Genomic DNA, 17,563 nt, shown 5'->3' on the forward strand with positions numbered 1-17,563 from the left:
GCGCCACAAACCCCTTGAGATTTGCTCGCGCGAACATCTAGTTTACTTCTGCACAACGGGGCAACGCCTCGGAAACGCCTTGCCGTGCACCGATGTTAGGGGGCTCCGCATGTCGCACACTGCTGGTCAGATTCGCGCTACGGCAACGGTCATAGATGCCGAGCGGCCCACCCGGACGCGGGACGTCTCGTACGTCGGGGACGCGTGCGTGGTTCACGGGATCGGCGACTTCGACCCCGCTGACCTGGGCGCGGTGCGCGGCCGCTTCCCCGGACGGCACGTCACCCTCGACGGCGACGTCATCACCGTGAGGCCGCCGGTCCGGCAGCAGTGAAACGCGTCCGACCCCCTTCTCCTCCACCCCGTTGACGCCGCCGGCGCGGTCCCGTCGGCGCCATGACCGACTCCAGATCCCTCACCGAAAGGAAGCAGGGCAATGGCCAGTTGGGACATCACAGCGTTTGGTAGAGGCCTCATCAGGCCCGCCCTCGGCAGGTCCCCGCGCTGGAACAGGCCGCCCACGCGAACACCCGAGCACCCGAGCACTCCCGCTGGAGCTCCTCACTCACTGCGCAGTTGAACAGCTCGGCCGCGTCGCTGTCTTCCTCGCCGAGCACGTCCCTGCTGGCGCCGCCCCCGTACGGCTTTCGAAGGAATATGAGTAATCGGAGCCACCATCGATGGCGAGCGGCACCCGATCGCGTCCCTTGCCATGGGGGTCGGCCGCCAGGAGAGCCCGCGGGTGGGGATCTCGTTCTCGCGAGCAGGAGACTGACGATGTCCGTAGTTTCGTTCGCGGCCGGAACGAGCGAATACACACAACTACAAATCGACATCCGGTTCCGAAAGTGACCGGATACGTGTCGAGTTGCGCGAATGAACTCAGCTATCACGCTGGGAAGTTGACTGTCATATGCGTAATCTTGCGGCTACGAAAACGCATCACCGCAGCTCGACCAAGCCGTGCACAGGACCACAGCGCCGGAGAGCCGCGGCTGTGGTCGTCACGCAGCGCCTTCGTACGGGGAGACAACGTGACACAAGAACACCACAGGCTAATGCTCACTGCCGTTCGCATCCGGAATCTGCGCACGGTGGCCTCGGCTCTGGCGGCACTGGCTGGGATCACCATGGTGGCCGGTTGTTCCTCTGGCAGCGGGGACAAAACCGATCCGTCGCCCACCCCCAGCAGTGCAGCGCCCACCAAGACCGTGTCCAACGAGGAGGCGCAGGCTCGTAAGGCCGTCATCGCGGCCTACCAAGGCATGACCGACGAACAGGTCAAGGCCTATGCGAAGTCCTCGCTCGCCGGGATCGACATCACCAAATACGCCACCGGCGCTGCGCTGCGGGATACGAAGGACACAGTCTTCGTCAACATGCAGAACGGCATCGTCGTCAAAGGTGAACCCAAAGTCACAGCCTCCGAGGACGACGTGACACTCGATGCCTCGGGCACGCAGGCGACCCTCGCCGTGTGCTTCGACCTGAACACGTGGGTGTCGGTCGACAAGAAGACGGGCAAGAGTGTCGCCCCGCCCCATCAGGTCAAGCGCTACCCCATCACCGCGCGCCTCCAGAAGCAGAGCTCGCAATGGCTGGTCGCCGATGAAAAGGCGGACAAGGAGAAGACGTGCTGAGACGGCGCGCCATGACAGGAGCGGTGCTGGCTTCGCTGGTCGCCTTAGGGTCGGCGGAGACGACCGCGTCCGCCGGTGGCGGCAAGGTCGTCTGCAATGAGAAGGGATTGTGCCGTGTGGTCGCCGATGGCACCACCACCACACCAGGTAGAGGCGACGACGGCAAACAGGCATCGGACGGCCGGTCCGGCAAGCCCAAGTGCTACGACTCCAACGTGGGCAACATGGAAACACCCTGCTATCTGAAGGGCTTCGGCTACTGGGGCAACGACCGCAACTGCTACTTCCAGAAGGCCAACCCCCAGCCGCCGGCGGGCGATCCCCGCTGGGAGGGCCACAGTCCGGCGGACGGCGCCGTGTATACCGCCTACTGCCCGGACAACCCAAACATGACCAGCCAGTTCTTCGCTCAGCCGCCGAACGGCGGCGCGGGCGTGGACCCGGCGGTGCTGGCTGCAGAGGCCGTGAAGAAGATGCGGCTGCTCGGCCCGGACATCGCCAGCCCTCGCACGGCCGGAAAGTACACCGTGGGCGTGCCGCTGTGGATGTGGGTGAACCAGAGCGCAACCACCTACGGGCCCCAGTCTGCGTCAGCGTCGGCCGGTGGTGTGACCGTCACTGCCACGGCGCAGGTCTCGAAGATCGTGTGGCAGATGGGCGACGGTGCAACGGTTACGTGCAACGGCCCGGGGACGGTCTACCAGGTCTCTGCCGGTATGTCGGAGTCCCCGACCTGCGGCCACATCTACGCCAAGACGTCGGCTGGCGCGCAGGGCGGCAAGTACCAGGTGACCGCGACCTCGACGTGGGGGATCGACTGGGGGGTCACTGCCGGCGGAGGCGGCCAGACCGGCCAGCTCACCCAGACCCAGCAGTCCCAGATGGAGGTGGCGATCGGCGAGGTGCAGGTCGTCAGGTAACGCCGCCGGAAGGAACGAACGTTGAGCAAGACCCGAGAACGTGTAGACGCAGTGACCTCGAACAGGGTCCCCCAGCAGGGGCATGTGGCCAGACCGGTCACTCCCCCGCGGGTGTCGGCCCGTCGACGACGCCCCGGTGTCATCGCCTTGTCGCTGGCGCTGATTGCCGCCGGAGGAGCGGGCGTTGCGGTTCTGCTGCTGCAGGTCGGCAACCGCACCGAGGTGGTGACCGTGGTGCGCGACGTCCAGGTCGGACAGCTCGTCACCGAAGACGACGTGGGCAAGGCATCCATCGCCCTGGACCCGCTCGTCAAGGCGGTACGCGGCAACGACTTGGACTCGGTGGTGGGCAAGCGGGCCGCCGTCGAGCTCAAGCCCGGATCCCTGCTCTCTCCCTCCCAGGTGACGAAGGACAACCTGGTGAAGGCCGGTGAGCAGTTGGTGCCGATCGGGCTCAAGCCGGAGCAGGTCCCGGCCACGGCGCTGGTGCCGGGTCAGAAGGTGCAGCTGGTTCACGTCCCGGCCCAGGGCGAGGCGGACACCGGGAAGGCATCCGACACGTCGCCGCAAACCATCGACGGACGGGTCGTGAGGGCCTCCAGCGCCGCGCCCGGTACTGGAGTGGTGGTCGTGGACGTAGCGACTACTGCGCAGGATGGCCCGACGGCCGCCGCGTGGGTGTCGGCCGGCACCCTGCGCCTGGTGCTCGCTGCTGCGGACGGTAACTGATGGCTGTGATCGCGCTCGCGGGCTGCAGTGGCGCGCCCGGTGTGACCACGAGCGCTCTCGCCCTGCTGCTGTCGTGGCCGCTGGATCCGGGCCGGCGGATGGTCCTGGCCGAGTGCGATCCGGACGGCGGGGCCGTGCTGCACGGTCTGCTGCAGGGCACGCTCGGTGACCGGTACGGGCTGCGCAACCTCTCGGTCGCGGCCCGCACAGGCGAGTTCAGCGACGCCTTCTGGCGGCAGCTGATCGACCTGAGCAGCGAGGACGGCAAGCGGGAGTCACCGCGGGACCGGCTGCTGCTGCCCGGTGTCACCGACCCCGCGCAGTCGGCGAGCCTCGGCACGGTCTGGAAGATGCTGGCGCAGATGTTCCGCGGCATCGAGGCCGAGAGCGGCCACGACGTCCTGATCGACCTCGGCCGCCGCGGGGCGTACGGGCCCTGCGGGGTCCTGGCTGAGCAGGCCGACGCCGTGTTCGTGGTGGTCCGCAACACCCTGCGCTGCCTGCAGTCGGCAGAGGGCCGGGTGCGCGCGCTGGAGGAGCGCGTCGGCGATGTCAGCGTGCTGATGATCAATGAGGGTCCGTATCCCGCGGGCGAGGTGCAGCGCGTTCTGCAGGTGCCGGTGGTCGCGACCTTGCCGTATGCGCCGGACGACGCCCGTGTGCTGTCCGATGGTGCCGAACAGCCGCGTCGGTTCATCAAGTCGTCGCTGATGAAGGCCGCCCGCACGGGCAGCGCCCTGCTCATCCAGCGGGCCGCGATGCGTCGGGCCCGTCTCGATCCACGCGGTGTACGCGCAGCCGGCGGGGAGGTGACCCATGCACGCTAGGCCCCTGCACCCCGATCCCACCGTGGCCCCGCTGCCCCAGCAGGAGTGGACCCACCAGACGAGCGGCACGCCTGCACCTGCGGGTGCTGCCTCGAGTTCCCAGGTGCTCGGCACCGCAGTTCCTCAGGTCACCGTCGACTACCGGGTGGCCCGGGACATTGCGTCGCAGGTCGCCAGGCAGCGCGAGGAACTGCTCAAGACCAAGCCCGATATGGACCGGGACAGCGAAGAGCAGCGCTGCCTGAACTGGATCGCCGAGGCCGTCGCGCTGTGGTCGGACGCCGAGGCGATGACGCCGCAGGAGGACGAGGCGCTGCGGCGCGCCGTGTACGACCTGCTCTTTCGGGCCGGCCGGTTGCAGCCGTATCTGGACGACGAGCGGGTCGAGGACATCATCATCCAGGGCCCGCACGAGGTGTGGCTCGACTACGGTGACGGCGAACGCCGCCGGGTCGGCCCGATCGCGGAGTCTGAAGAGGAACTGCTGGAGCTGCTGCGGGAGTTGGCCCGGGGATCCGGGTACAGCGAGCGCACCATCTCCACCGCGAACCCCACCCTCGCCTTGGCCTTGCAGGACGGCTCCCGCCTCCAGGCCATCACCGGGCTCGGGCCGATGACCTACGCGGTCATCCGCCGGCACCGGGTCTCCCACTCCGATCTCGACGACCTGGTGCGGTTGGGTGCCATCGACCCGATCCTGCGCGAGTTCCTCGGTGCGTGCGTGCGCGCCGAGAAGAACATCATGATCGCGGGGAAGCAGAGGGCCGGGAAGACCACGCTGATGCGGGCGATGCTCAAGGAGTTCGACCCGCAGACGCGGTTTGCCACCATCCAGACCGAGGACGAGCTGTTCGCCCACAACAACGGCTACCACCAGCAGGTCGTCTCCCTGGTGGGCCGCGAGTCCAACGGGGAGAAGGACGTCACCGGGCGCGGCGCCGGTGAGGTCACGCTGCTGGATCTGATGCATCCGGCGCTGCGGATGTCGCTGGAGCGGATCGTGGTCGGCGAGGTTCGCGGCCCGGAAGTCGTCGCGATGATGCAGGCGTTGACGAACGGGTCGGGCGGCAACTTGTGCACCATTCACGCGCGGCGTCCGGACGTCGTCTTCGACCGGATCGCCGAGCTGTACGCGCTCGCCCGGGAGAACCTCTCCGAGCAGCTCGCCTACCGGCAGACCGCCAACGGCCTGGATTTCGTGGTGTTCGTCGATGTGACGGACGAGACGCAGATCGGCGGCCGCCGCCACCGCTATGTCTCCCACGTCCTGGAGCTGACCGGGATCGGCGAGATGGGCCGGCCCGCCACCAACTCGGTCTTCTCCCCCGGCAGCGAGTTCGGTGAGCCGCGGGCGGTGCCCCGGATGGACCCGGGCTGCATCGACGACCTGCGCCGTGTCGGCTTCGACTCGGCCCTGCTGCAACAGCCCTACGGGGCGTGGCCGGCGCCCCTGCCGCTGAAGGTGGGGGCGAGCCGATGACCCTGCTGTTCGGGCTGCTGTCCGGCATGGCCGTCGTCGGCGGGCTGATCGGTGTCGTCGCGGGTGTCGTGGGCACCACGGCGCCGCGCCGGGCACCGCTGCACCGGCGCTGGCAGGCCCTGCGCGCCGGGAAGAGCCGAAGCGAGGACGCCCGGCTGCGGCGCCGGATGCTCGCGGTCGCGGCCGTGGTCGTCTTCGTGGCCGTGTGGCTGGCCTCGGGGAACTTCGTCGGCGGCGCGCTGCTGGGCGCGGCCGTCATCGGCGTGCCCTGGCTGATCACCCCGGCACGGATGGCGCAGGAACGTATCGGCCAGCTGGAGGGCTTGAGCGAGTGGACGCAGCGGCTGGCCGGCCTGCTGAGGCTGGGCATGGGCCTGGAACAGGCGATGATCACCAGCCGTCAGGGGGCGCCGGACGAACTCGCCCCGCAGATCGTCACCCTGTCCGACCGGCTGCGGCTGGGGTGGCGGCCGGAGCAGGCGCTTGGCGCGTTCGCCGCAGAACTGGACGACGTCACCGCGGACAAGGTGGTCGCCGCGCTCATCCTGTCGGCGGGCGACCGCGGCCCGGGCCTGGCTCAAGCATTGGAGGACCTGGCGGGCACCGTCCGCGAGGAGGTCGCCAAGAAGCGCGCCATCGAGGCGGACCGGGCCAAGCCCAGGACGACCGTGCGGTGGATGACCATCATCACCGTGGGTGTCGTGGTGGCCGGGTTCTTCGTGCCGTCCTACACGAAGCCGTACGCCACGCTCTTGGGTCAGCTCGTGCTCGCCTTCCTGACGGCCGGGTTCGTCGGGGTGCTCGCCCTGATGCGGCAGCTCGGCACCTTCCGACGCATCCCGCGCTTCCTCATTCCCGACCCGGCCAGCACCGTTCGCCTGCCGGCGCCCGCGCCGGTGCCGGACCTGGCGGTCGCCGCCCGTCAGCCGGAAGGAGCTAAGTGGTGAACCTGATCCCCGTGGTGGTGAGCGGCGGCATGGTCGGCGCCGGCCTGGCGCTGCTGGTTCGGGAACTCCTGCAGCCCCAGCCCGCGTTGGGGCCAGCCCTGAAGCGCAGCGCCCCCCAAACCTTGACGGTGCCCGAGCCGGAGCTGGACCGCGAGGAGGTGTGGGGCCGGTGGCTGCTGGCCCGCCTCGAGCGGCTTGCGGGCGCGAGGGTCCCCACCACGAACCTGGCCCTGCTCGGGCAGGGCCCGGGCCAGTTCCTGCTGAAAAAGATCGCGCTTGCCGCGCTGGGCCTGCTCTGCCCGCAGGTCGCGACGATTCCGTGGATCATCGCGGGCGTGGGCCTGCCGTTCTACGTGCCCGCCGGCGTCGGACTCTGCATCGCGGCCCTGCTGTTCATCACGCCCGATCTCGCGGTGCGGGACCAGGCCAAGCGGGCGCGGGAGGAGTTCGCGCACGCCCTGTCCGCCTACCTCGACCTGGTCGCGCTCAAGCGGGCCGCCGACGCCGGCCCCGCCGAGGCGCTGGAGAAGGCCGCCGAGGTCGGCGAGGGCTGGCCCTTCCTGTATCTCCAAGGCGCGCTGCGCCGAGCCCGGCTGGAGAAGATCCCCCCGTATCAAGCACTCACCGAACTCGCCCACGCATACGACCTGCCCGTCCTGGACGACGTCGCCGACATCATGCGCGGCTCGGCCACCGACGGCGCCGCCGTCTACAAGGCGCTGCGGGCCCGCACCGCCGCCCTCAACGCGGAACTGCTGGCCGATCAGTCCGCAGAGGCGAACGCGGCCAGCGAAAAGATGACCGCTCCCGGAGCCCTGCTCGCGGTGCTGGTGATGCTGCTGATGGCGTTCCCCGCGGTGATCCGCATGCTGACCGTCTAAAGGCCACCCCGACTCGTTCAACGCTGAAGAGAGGCAAGGAAACATGAAGCACACTGCAGCCCGCACCCGCCGTGCTGTGCACCGGGCGACCACGTCCCCACACACCGGCCCGGACAGCCCATCGGGCAGGCCGCGCCGTGGCGGCCTAGGCTCGCGCACCTGGGCACGCGCAGGCGGTGCCGCCCTCCGGCTGACCACCCGCGTGCAGGAAGGACTCGAGGAGGCCGCCCGCCGGCCGGACCGCGGCGACATCTCCACCACGACCGTCATCATCTGGGTGGCCGCCGTCACCGGCGCCGTCCTGATCGCCGGAACCATCGCCGTCGTGATCGCCAAGTACAACGCCAAGCTCAGCGGGCTGTGATGAAGCGTCCCGAGCGGCTGACGGACTGGTGGCAGGGACGGAGATGGCGTGACGACCGAGGTGACACGTCCATCCAGATGGCGATCATCTTCCCGTTCGTGCTGCTCGCCACGGTGGCCGTCATCCAGGCCTCCCTGTGGTACTACGCCCGGCAGATCGCCCTGACCGCTGCCCGCGAAGGCCTCACCGCGGCCCGCTCCTACCAGTCGAGTCCGACCGACGGGGCGGCCCAGGCACGGGACGTGCTGGGACGCACCGCGGGGGACAGCCTGAGCAGCTACAGCGTCGTTGCCGGCAGTGACGGGCAGCGGGTGCGGGTCCAGGTGACCGGCACGGCCCTGTCGATGATCCCCGGTGTGTCGGGCCTGCACGTCAGCCAGTCGGCGTCCGGCCCCGTAGAGCGCTGGACGGTTCCAGGGGAGTGATGTACGTGCGAGACGTGGCCCGCCTGGCTGGCAGGCTTCGCAGCGATGAGGGCAGTGCCGCGATCGAGGCGGCCATCATCCTGCCGTCGCTGATCATGTTTCTGTGTCTGGCGATCGCCGGCGGCCGGATCGTCACCTCCGGCTCGAAGATCGATTCTGCGGCCGAGGACGCGGCCCGGGAGGCCTCCCTTCACCGCACGGCGGCAGCCGCCCAAGGTGCCGCACGGTCGGCGGCCGCCGAGTCCCTTAACGACCAGGGCATCACGTGCGCGTCGACATCCCTCCGCATCAACACCGGCGGCCTGAGCGTGCCGGTGGGCCAGGTCGGCACGGTCACCGTGACCGTGACCTGCACGGTCAACCTGTCCGACCTACTGCTGCCGGGAGTGCCGGGGGCCAAGACGCTCACGTCGACGGCGACGTCGGTGGTGGACCAGTACCGACAGCGAGGCGACTGATGATCTTGCGTCGGATCCTGCGGACACGGTGCGACGACCACGGAGGCGTCACCGTGTTCGTCGCGGTGTGCGTCTTCGCACTGATCGGCATCATCGGCCTCGCCGTGGACGGCGGCAGCAAGATGCGTGCCACCGAGCGCGCCGACTACATCGCCGGCGAGGCCGCCCGGGCCGGCGGACAGGCCATCGACCCCGCCGACGCCATCAGCGGCACCGCAATCGACGTCGATCCGCAGGCGGCCGCCGCCGCCGCGCAGGCCTACCTGAGCTCCGCCGGCGCCACCGGCACCGTCAGCGTGTCCGGCAACGGCACAACCCTCAACGTCACGGTCACCGGCTCGTACGACACGAAGTTCCTGTCGGTGGTCGGGATCGGCTCGCTGTCGGTGACCGGGCATGGCAAGGCCACCCTCCTGCATGGCGTCACCGCTCCCGAAGGAAACTGATGCGCACCACCACCCGCTCCCTGGCCGCAGCGGCCACCCACACCCTGGCCCGGGTCTTCAAGGCCGCGGGGAGCCTGCTCGTCCTGGCCGCCGCGGTCGCCGGGCTGCCGCTGCTGCTGGCCTGGGCCACCCCCATCATCTGGGCTGCCACCCACGACGACCTCACTCACCTGCTGGACCGGCAGGACACGGGCGGGATCTTTCTGCTGTTGCTCGCCTGCGTGGGCTGGATCGGGTGGGCGCAGTTCAGCTTCTGCGCGGTGCGCGAGCTCATCGCGCAGCTGCGGGGCCGGACGTGGCACGCCCCGCGGGGGATGAATGCCTCGCAGCGCGCCGCGGCCCTGCTGATCGGCAGCATCCTGGTGCTGCTGCCCACGAGTTCGGCCCTGGCCTTTGATGCGCAGGCCGCACCGGCCGGCACGACGGGCCTTATGCCCGGCCAGGCGGGCCAGGCCGCGCAGACCACCGACGCCGACGCCGACCAGGCCTCCTGGGCGTCTTCGCCGAGCACACCGACGTCGCCTACGTACACGGTGCGCCAGACGCGGCCGGCGGAAAGCCTGTGGGGCATCGCCGAGCGGGAACTGGGGGACGGCGAGCGGTGGCGGGAGATCGCGCGCCTGAACGAAGGCCGCGTCATGCCCGACGGCACGGTCTTCCGCGCGAACAGCTTTCTGCAGCCGGGCTGGCAGCTGGTGATGCCCGAGACCAGCGGCGTACCAGGAGGCGTCCGTACGCAGCTGGGCGACCGGCCTGCGGCTGCCTCCGGCGACGGTGAGCATGTCGTCACGGTCCACTCTGGTGACTACTTGTCGAAGATCGCCAAGGAGGAACTCGGCGACGGCGACCAGTGGCCCGAGCTGTTCGAGGCCAGCAAGGACAAGCCGCAGCCGCATGGCCTGCCCGAGATCACCAGCCCGAACATGATCTACGCGGGGCAGCAGGTCACCGTGCCCGGCGCCCAGCCCGAGCAGCCCGCTTTGCCCAAGGACAGCGACGACGGCGATGCGGCGGGCCGCCAGGACACCACTCCCCCGGTACCGAAGACGCCCGGCGCCGAGCAGACGCCGGGCGATGACGCGGGGGATGCGCCCACTGCGGGCCCAAGCACGGCGCCCGCTCCAGCGTCGTCGGCCCCCAGCGGGGCGAGCAGCCGTCTGGCCGAGCAACCCGGGCAGACGCAGGGCTCTGCATTAGCCGCTCCTTCTGCGACGCCGCAGCCCAGCAACAGCGCCTCCTTGGCCGGCTCTTCGTCGACGTCGGCCGAGCCGTCCAGTTCCGCTGCCTCCTCCCCCGCCGCCACCGGATCCGACACGCCGACGTCGGCCCCGCCCGACGCTCCGCTGAACCCGCGCACCGTCCTGGGTGCCGGTGCACTGCTGGCCGCCGCCCTCACCGGCGCGCTCGCCCTGCGCCGGACACTGCAGCGCCGCCGCCGCAAGCCGGGCGAGAAGATCGCCATCGCGGCGGAAACCTCCCCGGCCGAGGCCCAGTTGGCGGCGGCCGCCGCACCAGGAGGCGCCGCTCGCCTGGACATGGCCCTGCGGACCCTGGCCCACCACGTGGCCCAGCAGGAAAAGGACGCGGTCCTGCCGCCGGTACGGGCCGCACGCATCGGTGCCCGCACGGTTCAGGTGCTGCCCGAGGACTTCGCCCTGGACGCTGCAGCGCCCTTCGCCTCCGGGAAGGCCGGTTGGTGGATCCTGCCCACCGACGCCGACCTCCTGGACGAAGACGCCGCCCGCGACGTGCCGGCGCCGTACCCGGGGCTGGTCACGATCGGCAGCACCGAGGGAGATGACCTGCTGCTGCTCAACCTCGCCCGGCTGCCCGCCCTGCTGCTGGACGGCAATCCGGTCCACATCACCGAGGTGTGCACCTCGCTCGCCCTGGAGCTTGGGATGAGCCCATGGGGGACGGAAGTCGAGGTCGTCACCGTGGGGTTCGGCGAGGACCTGCCGCACCTGCTGCCCACCACGCGGATCGCCCACCTGCGCCAGGCAGCGCACGCGCTACGCGACCTGAGTGAACGGCTCCTGGAAGCGCACCAGATGCCCGAAACCCAGCACCAGCCCTACCTCCTGCTCTGCGCGACGGCCCTGGATCCGGACACCGCGTGGAAGTTCGCCGACGTCATCGACAAGGCCGGCACGGTGCCCGTCACCCTGATCGCGCCGGCCAGCACAGCCGCCACGCACTTCCCGCAGGCGGAGATCCTCAACGCCTCCCTCAACGACCCCCAACCCCTCGACGCCGCCGGCACCGACATCACGGTGCAGCGCCTCGAACACGCCGCCTACCTTCAAATCACCACCGCGCTGAAGGTGTCCGGGCAACCCGCGCACCCGGCCGACGGCCCGTGGCAGAACGTCCCCGACGAACCCGACAGCATCCAGGAGCCCGCGCCGAAGGAGTCCGCCACAGCCGCGCCCGACACCGGCACAACCCCTCCCCCGGCCTCGGACGCCCACGTGAGCGGCGAGGTCTTCCCGGCCCTACTCGCCGCCACCACAGATCCATCCGGACTACGTCTCCTGCCCACCACCACACCAACACCTCAGACCGATAACGAACCCGAACCGGACACCGAAACTCCCACCGCCCCGGCCACCGAGGGTCCGCAGGACCAGGACGCCACCGACGAGCAGGCCACCGAAGCAGGAGGGGTGCCACAGACGGACGAGTGCGCAACGCATGACCTGCAGGCCCCGGAAATCCGAGTACTGGGCCCCATCGAGGTGGACCGTGTACACAGCACCGGCCACGGCCCGCGGATCGCGCAGCTCGCCGCCTTGATGTTCTTCCGGCCCGGGCGAAGCGCGGACGTCCTGTGCTGCGACATGGACCCCGCAAACCCCTGGTCGACCAGCACCCTCAACGCACGGATGCAAGGCCTACGCAGCTGCCTGGGCAGCGACCCCACCGGCAACCTCTACGTGCCACGCCGCAAGACAGGCGAAGACCCCTACCGACTCGCCGCCGGCATACGCTGCGACTGGACGCGTTTCCTGCAGTTCGTCGAACGCGCGCTGCCCCTGGGCCCGGCCGGCCTGACCGATCTGGAGAAGGCACTCACCCTGGTACGGGGAAGGCCGTTCGGCCGCACACCGCCGCCCTGGGCCCAGCCCTACCAACAGGAAATGATCACACGGATCATCGACGTCGCACACACCGTGACCACCCACCGCCTCCCCACAGGCCCGCACCACAACCTCAACGCCGCCCGCCACGCCATCACGACCGCCCTCGACGTCGACGACACAGCAGAACTGCTATATCGAGACTGGCTCCGAATCGAACACGCCGCCGGCAACCGACAAGGACTCCACACCGCCATCACCCGCATCCAACACATCAACCAGACACTCGACTCCTCACTCGAGACAGAAACCGAACACCTCATCAACCAACTCCTCAACCACCGTTCCTAAAAACCAGCAAGGCCCAGTAGACGGCGGGTGCGCAGATGCCCCTGCGCATCACGTCCGGCTGGAGGCGACGTCGCGGGCCGCGTATGCCAGGAGTTCCTCAATGGCAGCCTCGTTGGAGGCGGGAGGGCGTCCGCGCCACTCGGTCAGCGTGTCGCGGACGGTCTGCGCAACGGCTGCCTGCACGCGGCCGTGTACATCGATCTGCCGCGCACATACGAGGCTGCCCCGGCCGCGTCCGACACGGCCGCTGGACCAGCGGCGCATTCCGTGTACCACTGCATGAGCCCCTGTCCGAGCTGGCAGTCGAGTACGCGCCTCGGCGTTGCAGGGCGGCTCGGCCCGGACACACTGAACCGAGCGGCGGCACCTCGGCGGGGGTGAGCAGCGGCCGACGGCACACCGCCGCACTGAAAACGAGCACACGGCCGCGGGCGTCGAGGACCTGGTGGAGGCTGCCGCTGGGACCCGGCGGCCATCGCGCTGCTGTCGCGTGGCCATGACGCCGGCTGGCCGTGGGAGTCGGCTGCCTGATTCGCCTCGGCGCTCTGCCGGACGCACGAAACGTCCGTAGGGGCCCGACGTGGTTGTCTGGGCCCCGAGTTCGGGCACGTCGCGCTACCGGGCGAGCGTGACGGTGAGCGGTACGTCCGGACAGCCGTCCAGCACGGCGGTGAGCGTGGCCTGCTCGGCGGCGTCGATGCTCAGCCCCCAGCGCAGTTTGTCCGCGATCCAGTCGGCGGTGTACTGACACCGGTAACCGACGGCCGGCGGCAGCCAGGTCGACGGGTCCTGGTCGGCCTTCGATCGGTTGCTGGTGGCGGAGACGGCGATGAGTGCGCGGTCGTCTCCGAGGTCGTTGGCGTAGGCCTCCCGCTCCTTCGCGCTCCAGGTGCTGGCTCCAGAGTCCCAAGCCTCGGCGAGCGGCACGAGGTGGTCGATGTCGAGACCGCGCGGCCCGCTGACGTACCGGTCGTCGTACGGGGAGTACCACTCACCGCCGGTCAGGGTGCAGGTGCCGGTCCGGTCGGGGGCAACCACGGCTTCGGCGAGGAGGACCTCGTTGCGGGTGCTGCAGCCGTCGCGGTCGGCGTCGATCCAGTGCTTGAACTTGGTGCGCTCGTAGCCGGTGCGGTCCTCGGCGCGGACGGGGAGCTGCGCGAGAGCGTCACGGACGGGCGCGGTGATGGTCTGGCCGGGAACGTAGCCAGCAGCCGGGGCGCCATGGGCGGTGGCGGGGATGAGCAGCACGGCAACGGCGGCCACGGCGACCGTGGTGCGGGCGAGGCGCACTCGGGAATCCTCTCGGAGATCACGAAGGGGGCGTGATCTTCGTAGCGGCTCCTCGGGCGGCGCACGCGGAGGCCGACGACGGCTCCACCCGATCGGACGGTAAGCATGATCATCAGCCAGTCACACCGCGCAGCCTAAAACCCCAGGTCATGACCGACATCCCCGACGAACTGATCGAACTGATCGAACTGGAACGATCCACCGAAGGATGCCGCTGGGGAAGCCCGGGTAGTTCTCCACCTCGGTCGGGCTCATCGGCGCCCGCGGGGCCAGAAGAAGTACCCGAGGGCGAGAGCCGCGATGCCGATCGCGGACACGCTCCCCGTCGCCCATATCGCCGCGTCCCGTGACTGGAAGAACCCGGCCTGCAGGACCTGCACCACGCCGGACATCCCGGCGCCCGCGATCACGGCCAGGAACACCTCCAGCTTCGCCCGCTGCCTACCCTCCCGCTGCTCCTCCTCCCGGGTCTCCTGTTCTTCGCGCTGCCTGGCCAGTTTGGCGATGCTCGACCCGAGCTGGTCCTTCGCCACTTCTTCGATCATGGCGTTGAGCTCCGTGGTCCGCTGGTGAAAGGTAGACCCGTCCAGCACCATCCGCAGGACGTCCGCCACGACTGGCGACGAGACCAGCGACGGCGAGCGGATTAGGGTGATCGTCGACCTAACCGACATTGCGAAGTCGTTGAGACGGGTCCTCTCGGCGTCGAGTTCGCGCGCGAGCGCCCGAAGAGCTTGCGAACTGCCACCTGGGTTGCGCTCCGCCGTGTCGACCCGCGCTCTGAACGCCTCAACGCGCTGGTAGTGGTCGACTAGTTCTAGGGACCAACCCGTGAAGAGCCCGTCGAGGGAGGCAACGAACTCCACAACGTGGCCCCGGCCGTTGTGGGCGAATTCCGGCATCCCCGGGGCGATGATCGCCGTGGTGTTGGAGGTCCGCACGATCTGCTCGCCGGTCAGCCCGGTGATGGTGGTAGTCAGGTCGCTGGCGCGCGTGTACCGAGCCCACTCCACAATGGAACCTATCAGGTGCGTGACTGGGTTGGTCAGCAGCTGGGTGCCCATCACTCCCTGGAGGCCGGCGGCGGTGCGCACCTCCTGCCGCGCGTCCCCGGCCGGCCCCAGCGTGGTGGAGGCCGCGTTGACCGCGACGACAACGTGGAACATCCCCGGACTCGCCAAGGCGCGCGAGCCATCCCGGCCCCCGGTGTCGCCCAAGCACTCGCACACGTCCTCGGCGAGGTTCAATGCCAGTTCCGACAACCGCCGCCACCGAGCGGACCGGCCATCCCGGAAGGCGACACGGGCCGCCCCGTACTCCGGCGCGGCTCGCAGCATCGCCGCGTAGAGGTCAGCCGGGCTGGCGTCCACGATCTCCCGGCTGAAGCGGACGTAGTGGTTACCGAGCCGGGAGAAGCGGATCTCCGCCCTGACCTGATCGAGCGGGCGGCCGTCCACGCTGCTGACCAGCACGTCAGGAAGCTCGACCAGTGCGCCGCCGTACCGCCGTTCGAAGGCATCCGAACCGTGCCAGACGTCGTCCAGGTTCAGCGAGCTGTTGACAGAGACCGGCCTGGTTCCCCCCAGCGCCCAATCAGCGCAACGCGTGGCGACCGCGTCGAGAACCTCCTGCGGTGGCACGCCGCGCACCGCGAACGGGTAGAGATACACAATCTTCCCGTGATCCACGCGCAGCCACGGGTCGTCCTTTCGCTCTGCCAGCGACACCAACGCCAGCCGGTGCGCCCGAATTTCGCTCAGGTAACCGAAGTCAGTGACGTGGCCTCCGTCTTCGGCCACTTCGATCTGCGCGATCGCCTCGTCGAGCGGCTCGCCCGTCGCAAGGAACTCCCGGACCCCGCGCACCGCTCGGGCGACCGCCACGCCACACACGTCGTCGATCTCTGCGATCCGCGCGAGGAGGTAGCGGCTGATATCGGGAAGGCCGTCCGCTGCCCGCCGCGCGAGCTCCCCAGCTTCGCGTGCCTTCACCACGGCCGCGTCCAACGCCGCCTGCTGGGCTTCCAACTGCCCGGTGACCATCGCGTTCTCTGCGTGGATCTGCGCCGCGACACTCTCCATCAGAGCTACCACCGCCCGCCCTGCCACCTGGTCCGCGGCCTCCAGACGCGCCCCGCGCTCCCGCACGCACTGGGCGGCCGCCTCCAGCGTCTCCCACAGAGGCTCGAAGTGGTAGGAGATATTCCACTCCGCTTCCACCGCGGTGAGGACGAACAGCAGCAGGAATGGAACACCGCCAGGCGCGATCGCGGCCTTCTCCCACTGCCGGAGGATCTCGGCAATAGCAGCCTCGGTCCGGTCAACCGACCGGCGCCCCGGCGACGGCTGATCCGGCACCGGATGAACATCCCACTGCGGCAGCACAACCAGGCGGTCGGTCTCCACCTGCAGACCCGCCAGCCACTCGCGCAACGGCCGTAACTCCCCTGCGGCCAGGGCTTCCATCATGGGGCGATGCATCCTCCGATGCTAGAAGCCGCCACGCTGCGCAGGAGGCGTTTCCTGAAGTGTTGGAGGGAGACGCTGCCCCGGGCGAATGGTCGTCCGACGGCGAGCTCATGACGCACCGCCAGAGCAGCCCGCGGAAGGGAGTTGCTGTGGTAAGAGACTGATCGGACTCGTACTGTCCCTCACCGACTACGACCGCTTCGCCGCCTTGCGCAGGATCTCGCGTTCCTCCTCCAGCTCGCGGACCTTCTTGCGCAGGGCCGCGTTCTCCGCCTCCAACGGCGTCGGTGGCTCGGTCGGCACCTCCGCCCGGCGTCCCCGCGGCCGGCTCGCGCCGGCTGCCCGGACCCAGTTCCGCAAGGTCTCGGGATTGATTCCCAGATCGGCGGCGACCTGCCGGATCGTCGCCTCAGGCCGCGACTGGTACAACGCGACCGCGTCCGCCTTGAACTGCGGCGGATAGTTCTTCATGACCACGAGATGTCCGTTCTCAGATCCTCAGGATCCAGTGTCTCGTGTGTCCAGGATCAAGGGTCAAGGCCCTCGTTTGGTGACCCTCGACCATGGGCTTCAGTGCTTCGCTGTCGTGGGTGTTGGCGGCCGAGACGCCGACGACCAGGGGCAGTCCGTTCGCGTCCGACAGGACGTGCATCTTGGAACCCGGCTTACCTCGGTCCACGGGGCTCGGACCTGTGAGTTCGCCCCTTTTTTAGCCCGCACGTGAGCGGAGTCGAGGACCACGCGCGAGACGTCGATGAGGCCGGCGTCATCGAGTCGGTGCAGCACCGCTTCATGCAGCCGGCCCCACACCCCGGCCCGCGACCAGATCAGGAATCGGCGGTGCGCGGTCGACTTCGATATCCCGAAACACGGCGGTAGGGCCCGCCATGCACAACCGCTGACCAGCACATAGATGATCGCCGCGAACAGCGTCTCATCAGGCGTGTCCTGCGTTCCGCCGCCCTGTGGCCGCACCTTCGACGGTGGGATCAGCGGCTCGGCGATCTCCCACAGCCCGTCCGGAACAATCCAACTCCACGTACCCCGCCCCATAGACAGCCCAACGAGCGATCACCACATAGGACACGGTCTAAGTGCAATGCCGTTGCGTTATGGGCCTGTGGGTTGGGGTCTTGTGATGAGGATGGCTTGTGCGCCGGTTCGGGTGGGTTGTGGCCAGTCTCGGTGTTCAGCTCGTTTGAGCTGGTAGTTGGACATCTTGCGTTTCACGACGCGGGGCTGGCTGCGGAGCCGTCT

At 69.3% G+C, this 17,563-nt stretch carries 17 protein-coding genes and 1 pseudogene; 13 read left to right on the top strand and 5 right to left on the bottom strand.

Annotated elements, in window-relative coordinates; all coding sequences use genetic code 11:
• Positions 1 to 109 precede the first annotated feature (109 nt).
• From ABZ910_RS31215 to ABZ910_RS31275, 13 genes are all read left to right on the top strand, one after another.
• A complete protein-coding gene (locus ABZ910_RS31215) occupies positions 110 to 334 on the top strand; it encodes a hypothetical protein (RefSeq protein ID WP_361371638.1) in 225 nt (74 codons plus the stop codon).
• 724 nt (positions 335 to 1,058) lie between these two features.
• Complete coding sequence (locus ABZ910_RS31220) at positions 1,059 to 1,640, top strand: hypothetical protein (RefSeq protein WP_361371641.1); 582 nt, start codon at positions 1,059 to 1,061, stop codon at positions 1,638 to 1,640.
• Complete coding sequence (locus tag ABZ910_RS31225) at positions 1,634 to 2,560, top strand: ATP/GTP-binding protein (protein WP_361371644.1); 927 nt, start codon at positions 1,634 to 1,636, stop codon at positions 2,558 to 2,560. The genes ABZ910_RS31220 and ABZ910_RS31225 overlap by 7 nt, the downstream gene beginning before the upstream one ends.
• Before the next feature lie 141 nt (positions 2,561 to 2,701).
• Positions 2,702 to 3,289: an SAF domain-containing protein gene (locus tag ABZ910_RS31230; RefSeq protein ID WP_361371684.1), complete on the top strand. Its 588-nt coding sequence runs from the start codon at positions 2,702 to 2,704 to the stop codon at positions 3,287 to 3,289.
• On the top strand, positions 3,289 to 4,116 hold the full coding sequence (locus tag ABZ910_RS31235) for a hypothetical protein (protein ID WP_361371647.1): 828 nt from the start codon (positions 3,289 to 3,291) through the stop codon (positions 4,114 to 4,116). Before ABZ910_RS31230 ends, ABZ910_RS31235 begins: the two co-directional genes overlap by 1 nt.
• The gene (locus tag ABZ910_RS31240) at positions 4,106 to 5,596 is read left to right on the top strand and encodes a CpaF/VirB11 family protein (protein ID WP_361371650.1); all 1,491 of its coding nucleotides are present in this window, start codon (positions 4,106 to 4,108) and stop codon (positions 5,594 to 5,596) included. The genes ABZ910_RS31235 and ABZ910_RS31240 overlap by 11 nt, the downstream gene beginning before the upstream one ends.
• Complete coding sequence (locus ABZ910_RS31245) at positions 5,593 to 6,543, top strand: type II secretion system F family protein (RefSeq protein WP_361371653.1); 951 nt, start codon at positions 5,593 to 5,595, stop codon at positions 6,541 to 6,543. Before ABZ910_RS31240 ends, ABZ910_RS31245 begins: the two co-directional genes overlap by 4 nt.
• Entirely contained in the window at positions 6,540 to 7,424 is an 885-nt protein-coding gene (locus ABZ910_RS31250) for a type II secretion system F family protein (RefSeq protein WP_361371656.1), read from the top strand. The genes ABZ910_RS31245 and ABZ910_RS31250 overlap by 4 nt, the downstream gene beginning before the upstream one ends.
• 43 nt (positions 7,425 to 7,467) lie before the next feature.
• On the top strand, positions 7,468 to 7,788 hold the full coding sequence (locus ABZ910_RS31255) for a hypothetical protein (RefSeq protein WP_361371690.1): 321 nt from the start codon (positions 7,468 to 7,470) through the stop codon (positions 7,786 to 7,788).
• Between the two features lie 77 nt (positions 7,789 to 7,865).
• Positions 7,866 to 8,213, top strand: a complete 348-nt coding sequence (locus tag ABZ910_RS31260) for a TadE family protein (protein ID WP_361371659.1) — start codon at positions 7,866 to 7,868, stop codon at positions 8,211 to 8,213.
• Positions 8,213 to 8,671 (top strand): TadE family protein, encoded by a 459-nt coding sequence (locus ABZ910_RS31265; protein WP_361371661.1) that lies wholly within the window; start codon positions 8,213 to 8,215, stop codon positions 8,669 to 8,671. The genes ABZ910_RS31260 and ABZ910_RS31265 overlap by 1 nt, the downstream gene beginning before the upstream one ends.
• Entirely contained in the window at positions 8,671 to 9,117 is a 447-nt protein-coding gene (locus ABZ910_RS31270) for a Tad domain-containing protein (protein WP_361371664.1), read from the top strand. The genes ABZ910_RS31265 and ABZ910_RS31270 overlap by 1 nt, the downstream gene beginning before the upstream one ends.
• Positions 9,117 to 12,548 (top strand): hypothetical protein, encoded by a 3,432-nt coding sequence (locus ABZ910_RS31275; RefSeq protein WP_361371667.1) that lies wholly within the window; start codon positions 9,117 to 9,119, stop codon positions 12,546 to 12,548. Before ABZ910_RS31270 ends, ABZ910_RS31275 begins: the two co-directional genes overlap by 1 nt.
• Positions 12,549 to 12,596: 48 nt before the next feature.
• On the opposite strand, the gene ABZ910_RS31280 is transcribed toward ABZ910_RS31275, so the two are convergent.
• From ABZ910_RS31280 to ABZ910_RS31300, 5 genes and pseudogenes are all read right to left on the bottom strand, one after another.
• On the bottom strand, positions 12,597 to 12,731 hold the full coding sequence (locus tag ABZ910_RS31280; RefSeq protein WP_361371670.1) for a hypothetical protein: 135 nt from the start codon (positions 12,729 to 12,731) through the stop codon (positions 12,597 to 12,599).
• 432 nt (positions 12,732 to 13,163) lie between these two features.
• Positions 13,164 to 13,838 (bottom strand): HNH endonuclease family protein, encoded by a 675-nt coding sequence (locus tag ABZ910_RS31285; protein ID WP_361371673.1) that lies wholly within the window; start codon positions 13,836 to 13,838, stop codon positions 13,164 to 13,166.
• 251 nt (positions 13,839 to 14,089) lie between these two features.
• Positions 14,090 to 16,306, bottom strand: coding sequence for a hypothetical protein (locus tag ABZ910_RS31290; protein ID WP_361371676.1), 2,217 nt, complete (start codon positions 16,304 to 16,306; stop codon positions 14,090 to 14,092).
• A 189-nt stretch (positions 16,307 to 16,495) separates the two neighbouring features.
• Positions 16,496 to 16,777 (bottom strand): transposase, encoded by a 282-nt coding sequence (locus ABZ910_RS31295; RefSeq protein ID WP_361371678.1) that lies wholly within the window; start codon positions 16,775 to 16,777, stop codon positions 16,496 to 16,498.
• Between the two features lie 2 nt (positions 16,778 to 16,779).
• A pseudogene (locus ABZ910_RS31300) lies at positions 16,780 to 17,359 on the bottom strand (IS5 family transposase); the annotation flags it as partial.
• Positions 17,360 to 17,563 lie beyond the last annotated feature (204 nt).

This window comes from Streptomyces sp. NPDC046805 (genome assembly GCF_040645355.1).
GTDB lineage: Bacteria > Actinomycetota > Actinomycetes > Streptomycetales > Streptomycetaceae > Streptomyces.

Excerpts from the sequence above, each read along its gene's own strand:
- ABZ910_RS31215 (WP_361371638.1), top strand. The coding sequence starts at position 110 with ATGTCGCACACTGCTGGTCAGATTCGCGCTACGGCAACGGTCATAGAT.
- ABZ910_RS31220 (WP_361371641.1), top strand. The coding sequence starts at position 1,059 with ATGCTCACTGCCGTTCGCATCCGGAATCTGCGCACGGTGGCCTCGGCT.
- ABZ910_RS31235 (WP_361371647.1), top strand. The coding sequence starts at position 3,289 with ATGGCTGTGATCGCGCTCGCGGGCTGCAGTGGCGCGCCCGGTGTGACC.
- ABZ910_RS31240 (WP_361371650.1), top strand. The coding sequence starts at position 4,106 with ATGCACGCTAGGCCCCTGCACCCCGATCCCACCGTGGCCCCGCTGCCC.
- ABZ910_RS31245 (WP_361371653.1), top strand. The coding sequence starts at position 5,593 with ATGACCCTGCTGTTCGGGCTGCTGTCCGGCATGGCCGTCGTCGGCGGG.
- ABZ910_RS31255 (WP_361371690.1), top strand. The coding sequence starts at position 7,468 with ATGAAGCACACTGCAGCCCGCACCCGCCGTGCTGTGCACCGGGCGACC.
- ABZ910_RS31260 (WP_361371659.1), top strand. The coding sequence starts at position 7,866 with ATGGCGATCATCTTCCCGTTCGTGCTGCTCGCCACGGTGGCCGTCATC.
- ABZ910_RS31265 (WP_361371661.1), top strand. The coding sequence starts at position 8,213 with ATGTACGTGCGAGACGTGGCCCGCCTGGCTGGCAGGCTTCGCAGCGAT.
- ABZ910_RS31270 (WP_361371664.1), top strand. The coding sequence starts at position 8,671 with ATGATCTTGCGTCGGATCCTGCGGACACGGTGCGACGACCACGGAGGC.
- ABZ910_RS31275 (WP_361371667.1), top strand. The coding sequence starts at position 9,117 with ATGCGCACCACCACCCGCTCCCTGGCCGCAGCGGCCACCCACACCCTG.
- ABZ910_RS31290 (WP_361371676.1), bottom strand. The coding sequence starts at position 16,306 with ATGATGGAAGCCCTGGCCGCAGGGGAGTTACGGCCGTTGCGCGAGTGG.
- ABZ910_RS31295 (WP_361371678.1), bottom strand. The coding sequence starts at position 16,777 with ATGAAGAACTATCCGCCGCAGTTCAAGGCGGACGCGGTCGCGTTGTAC.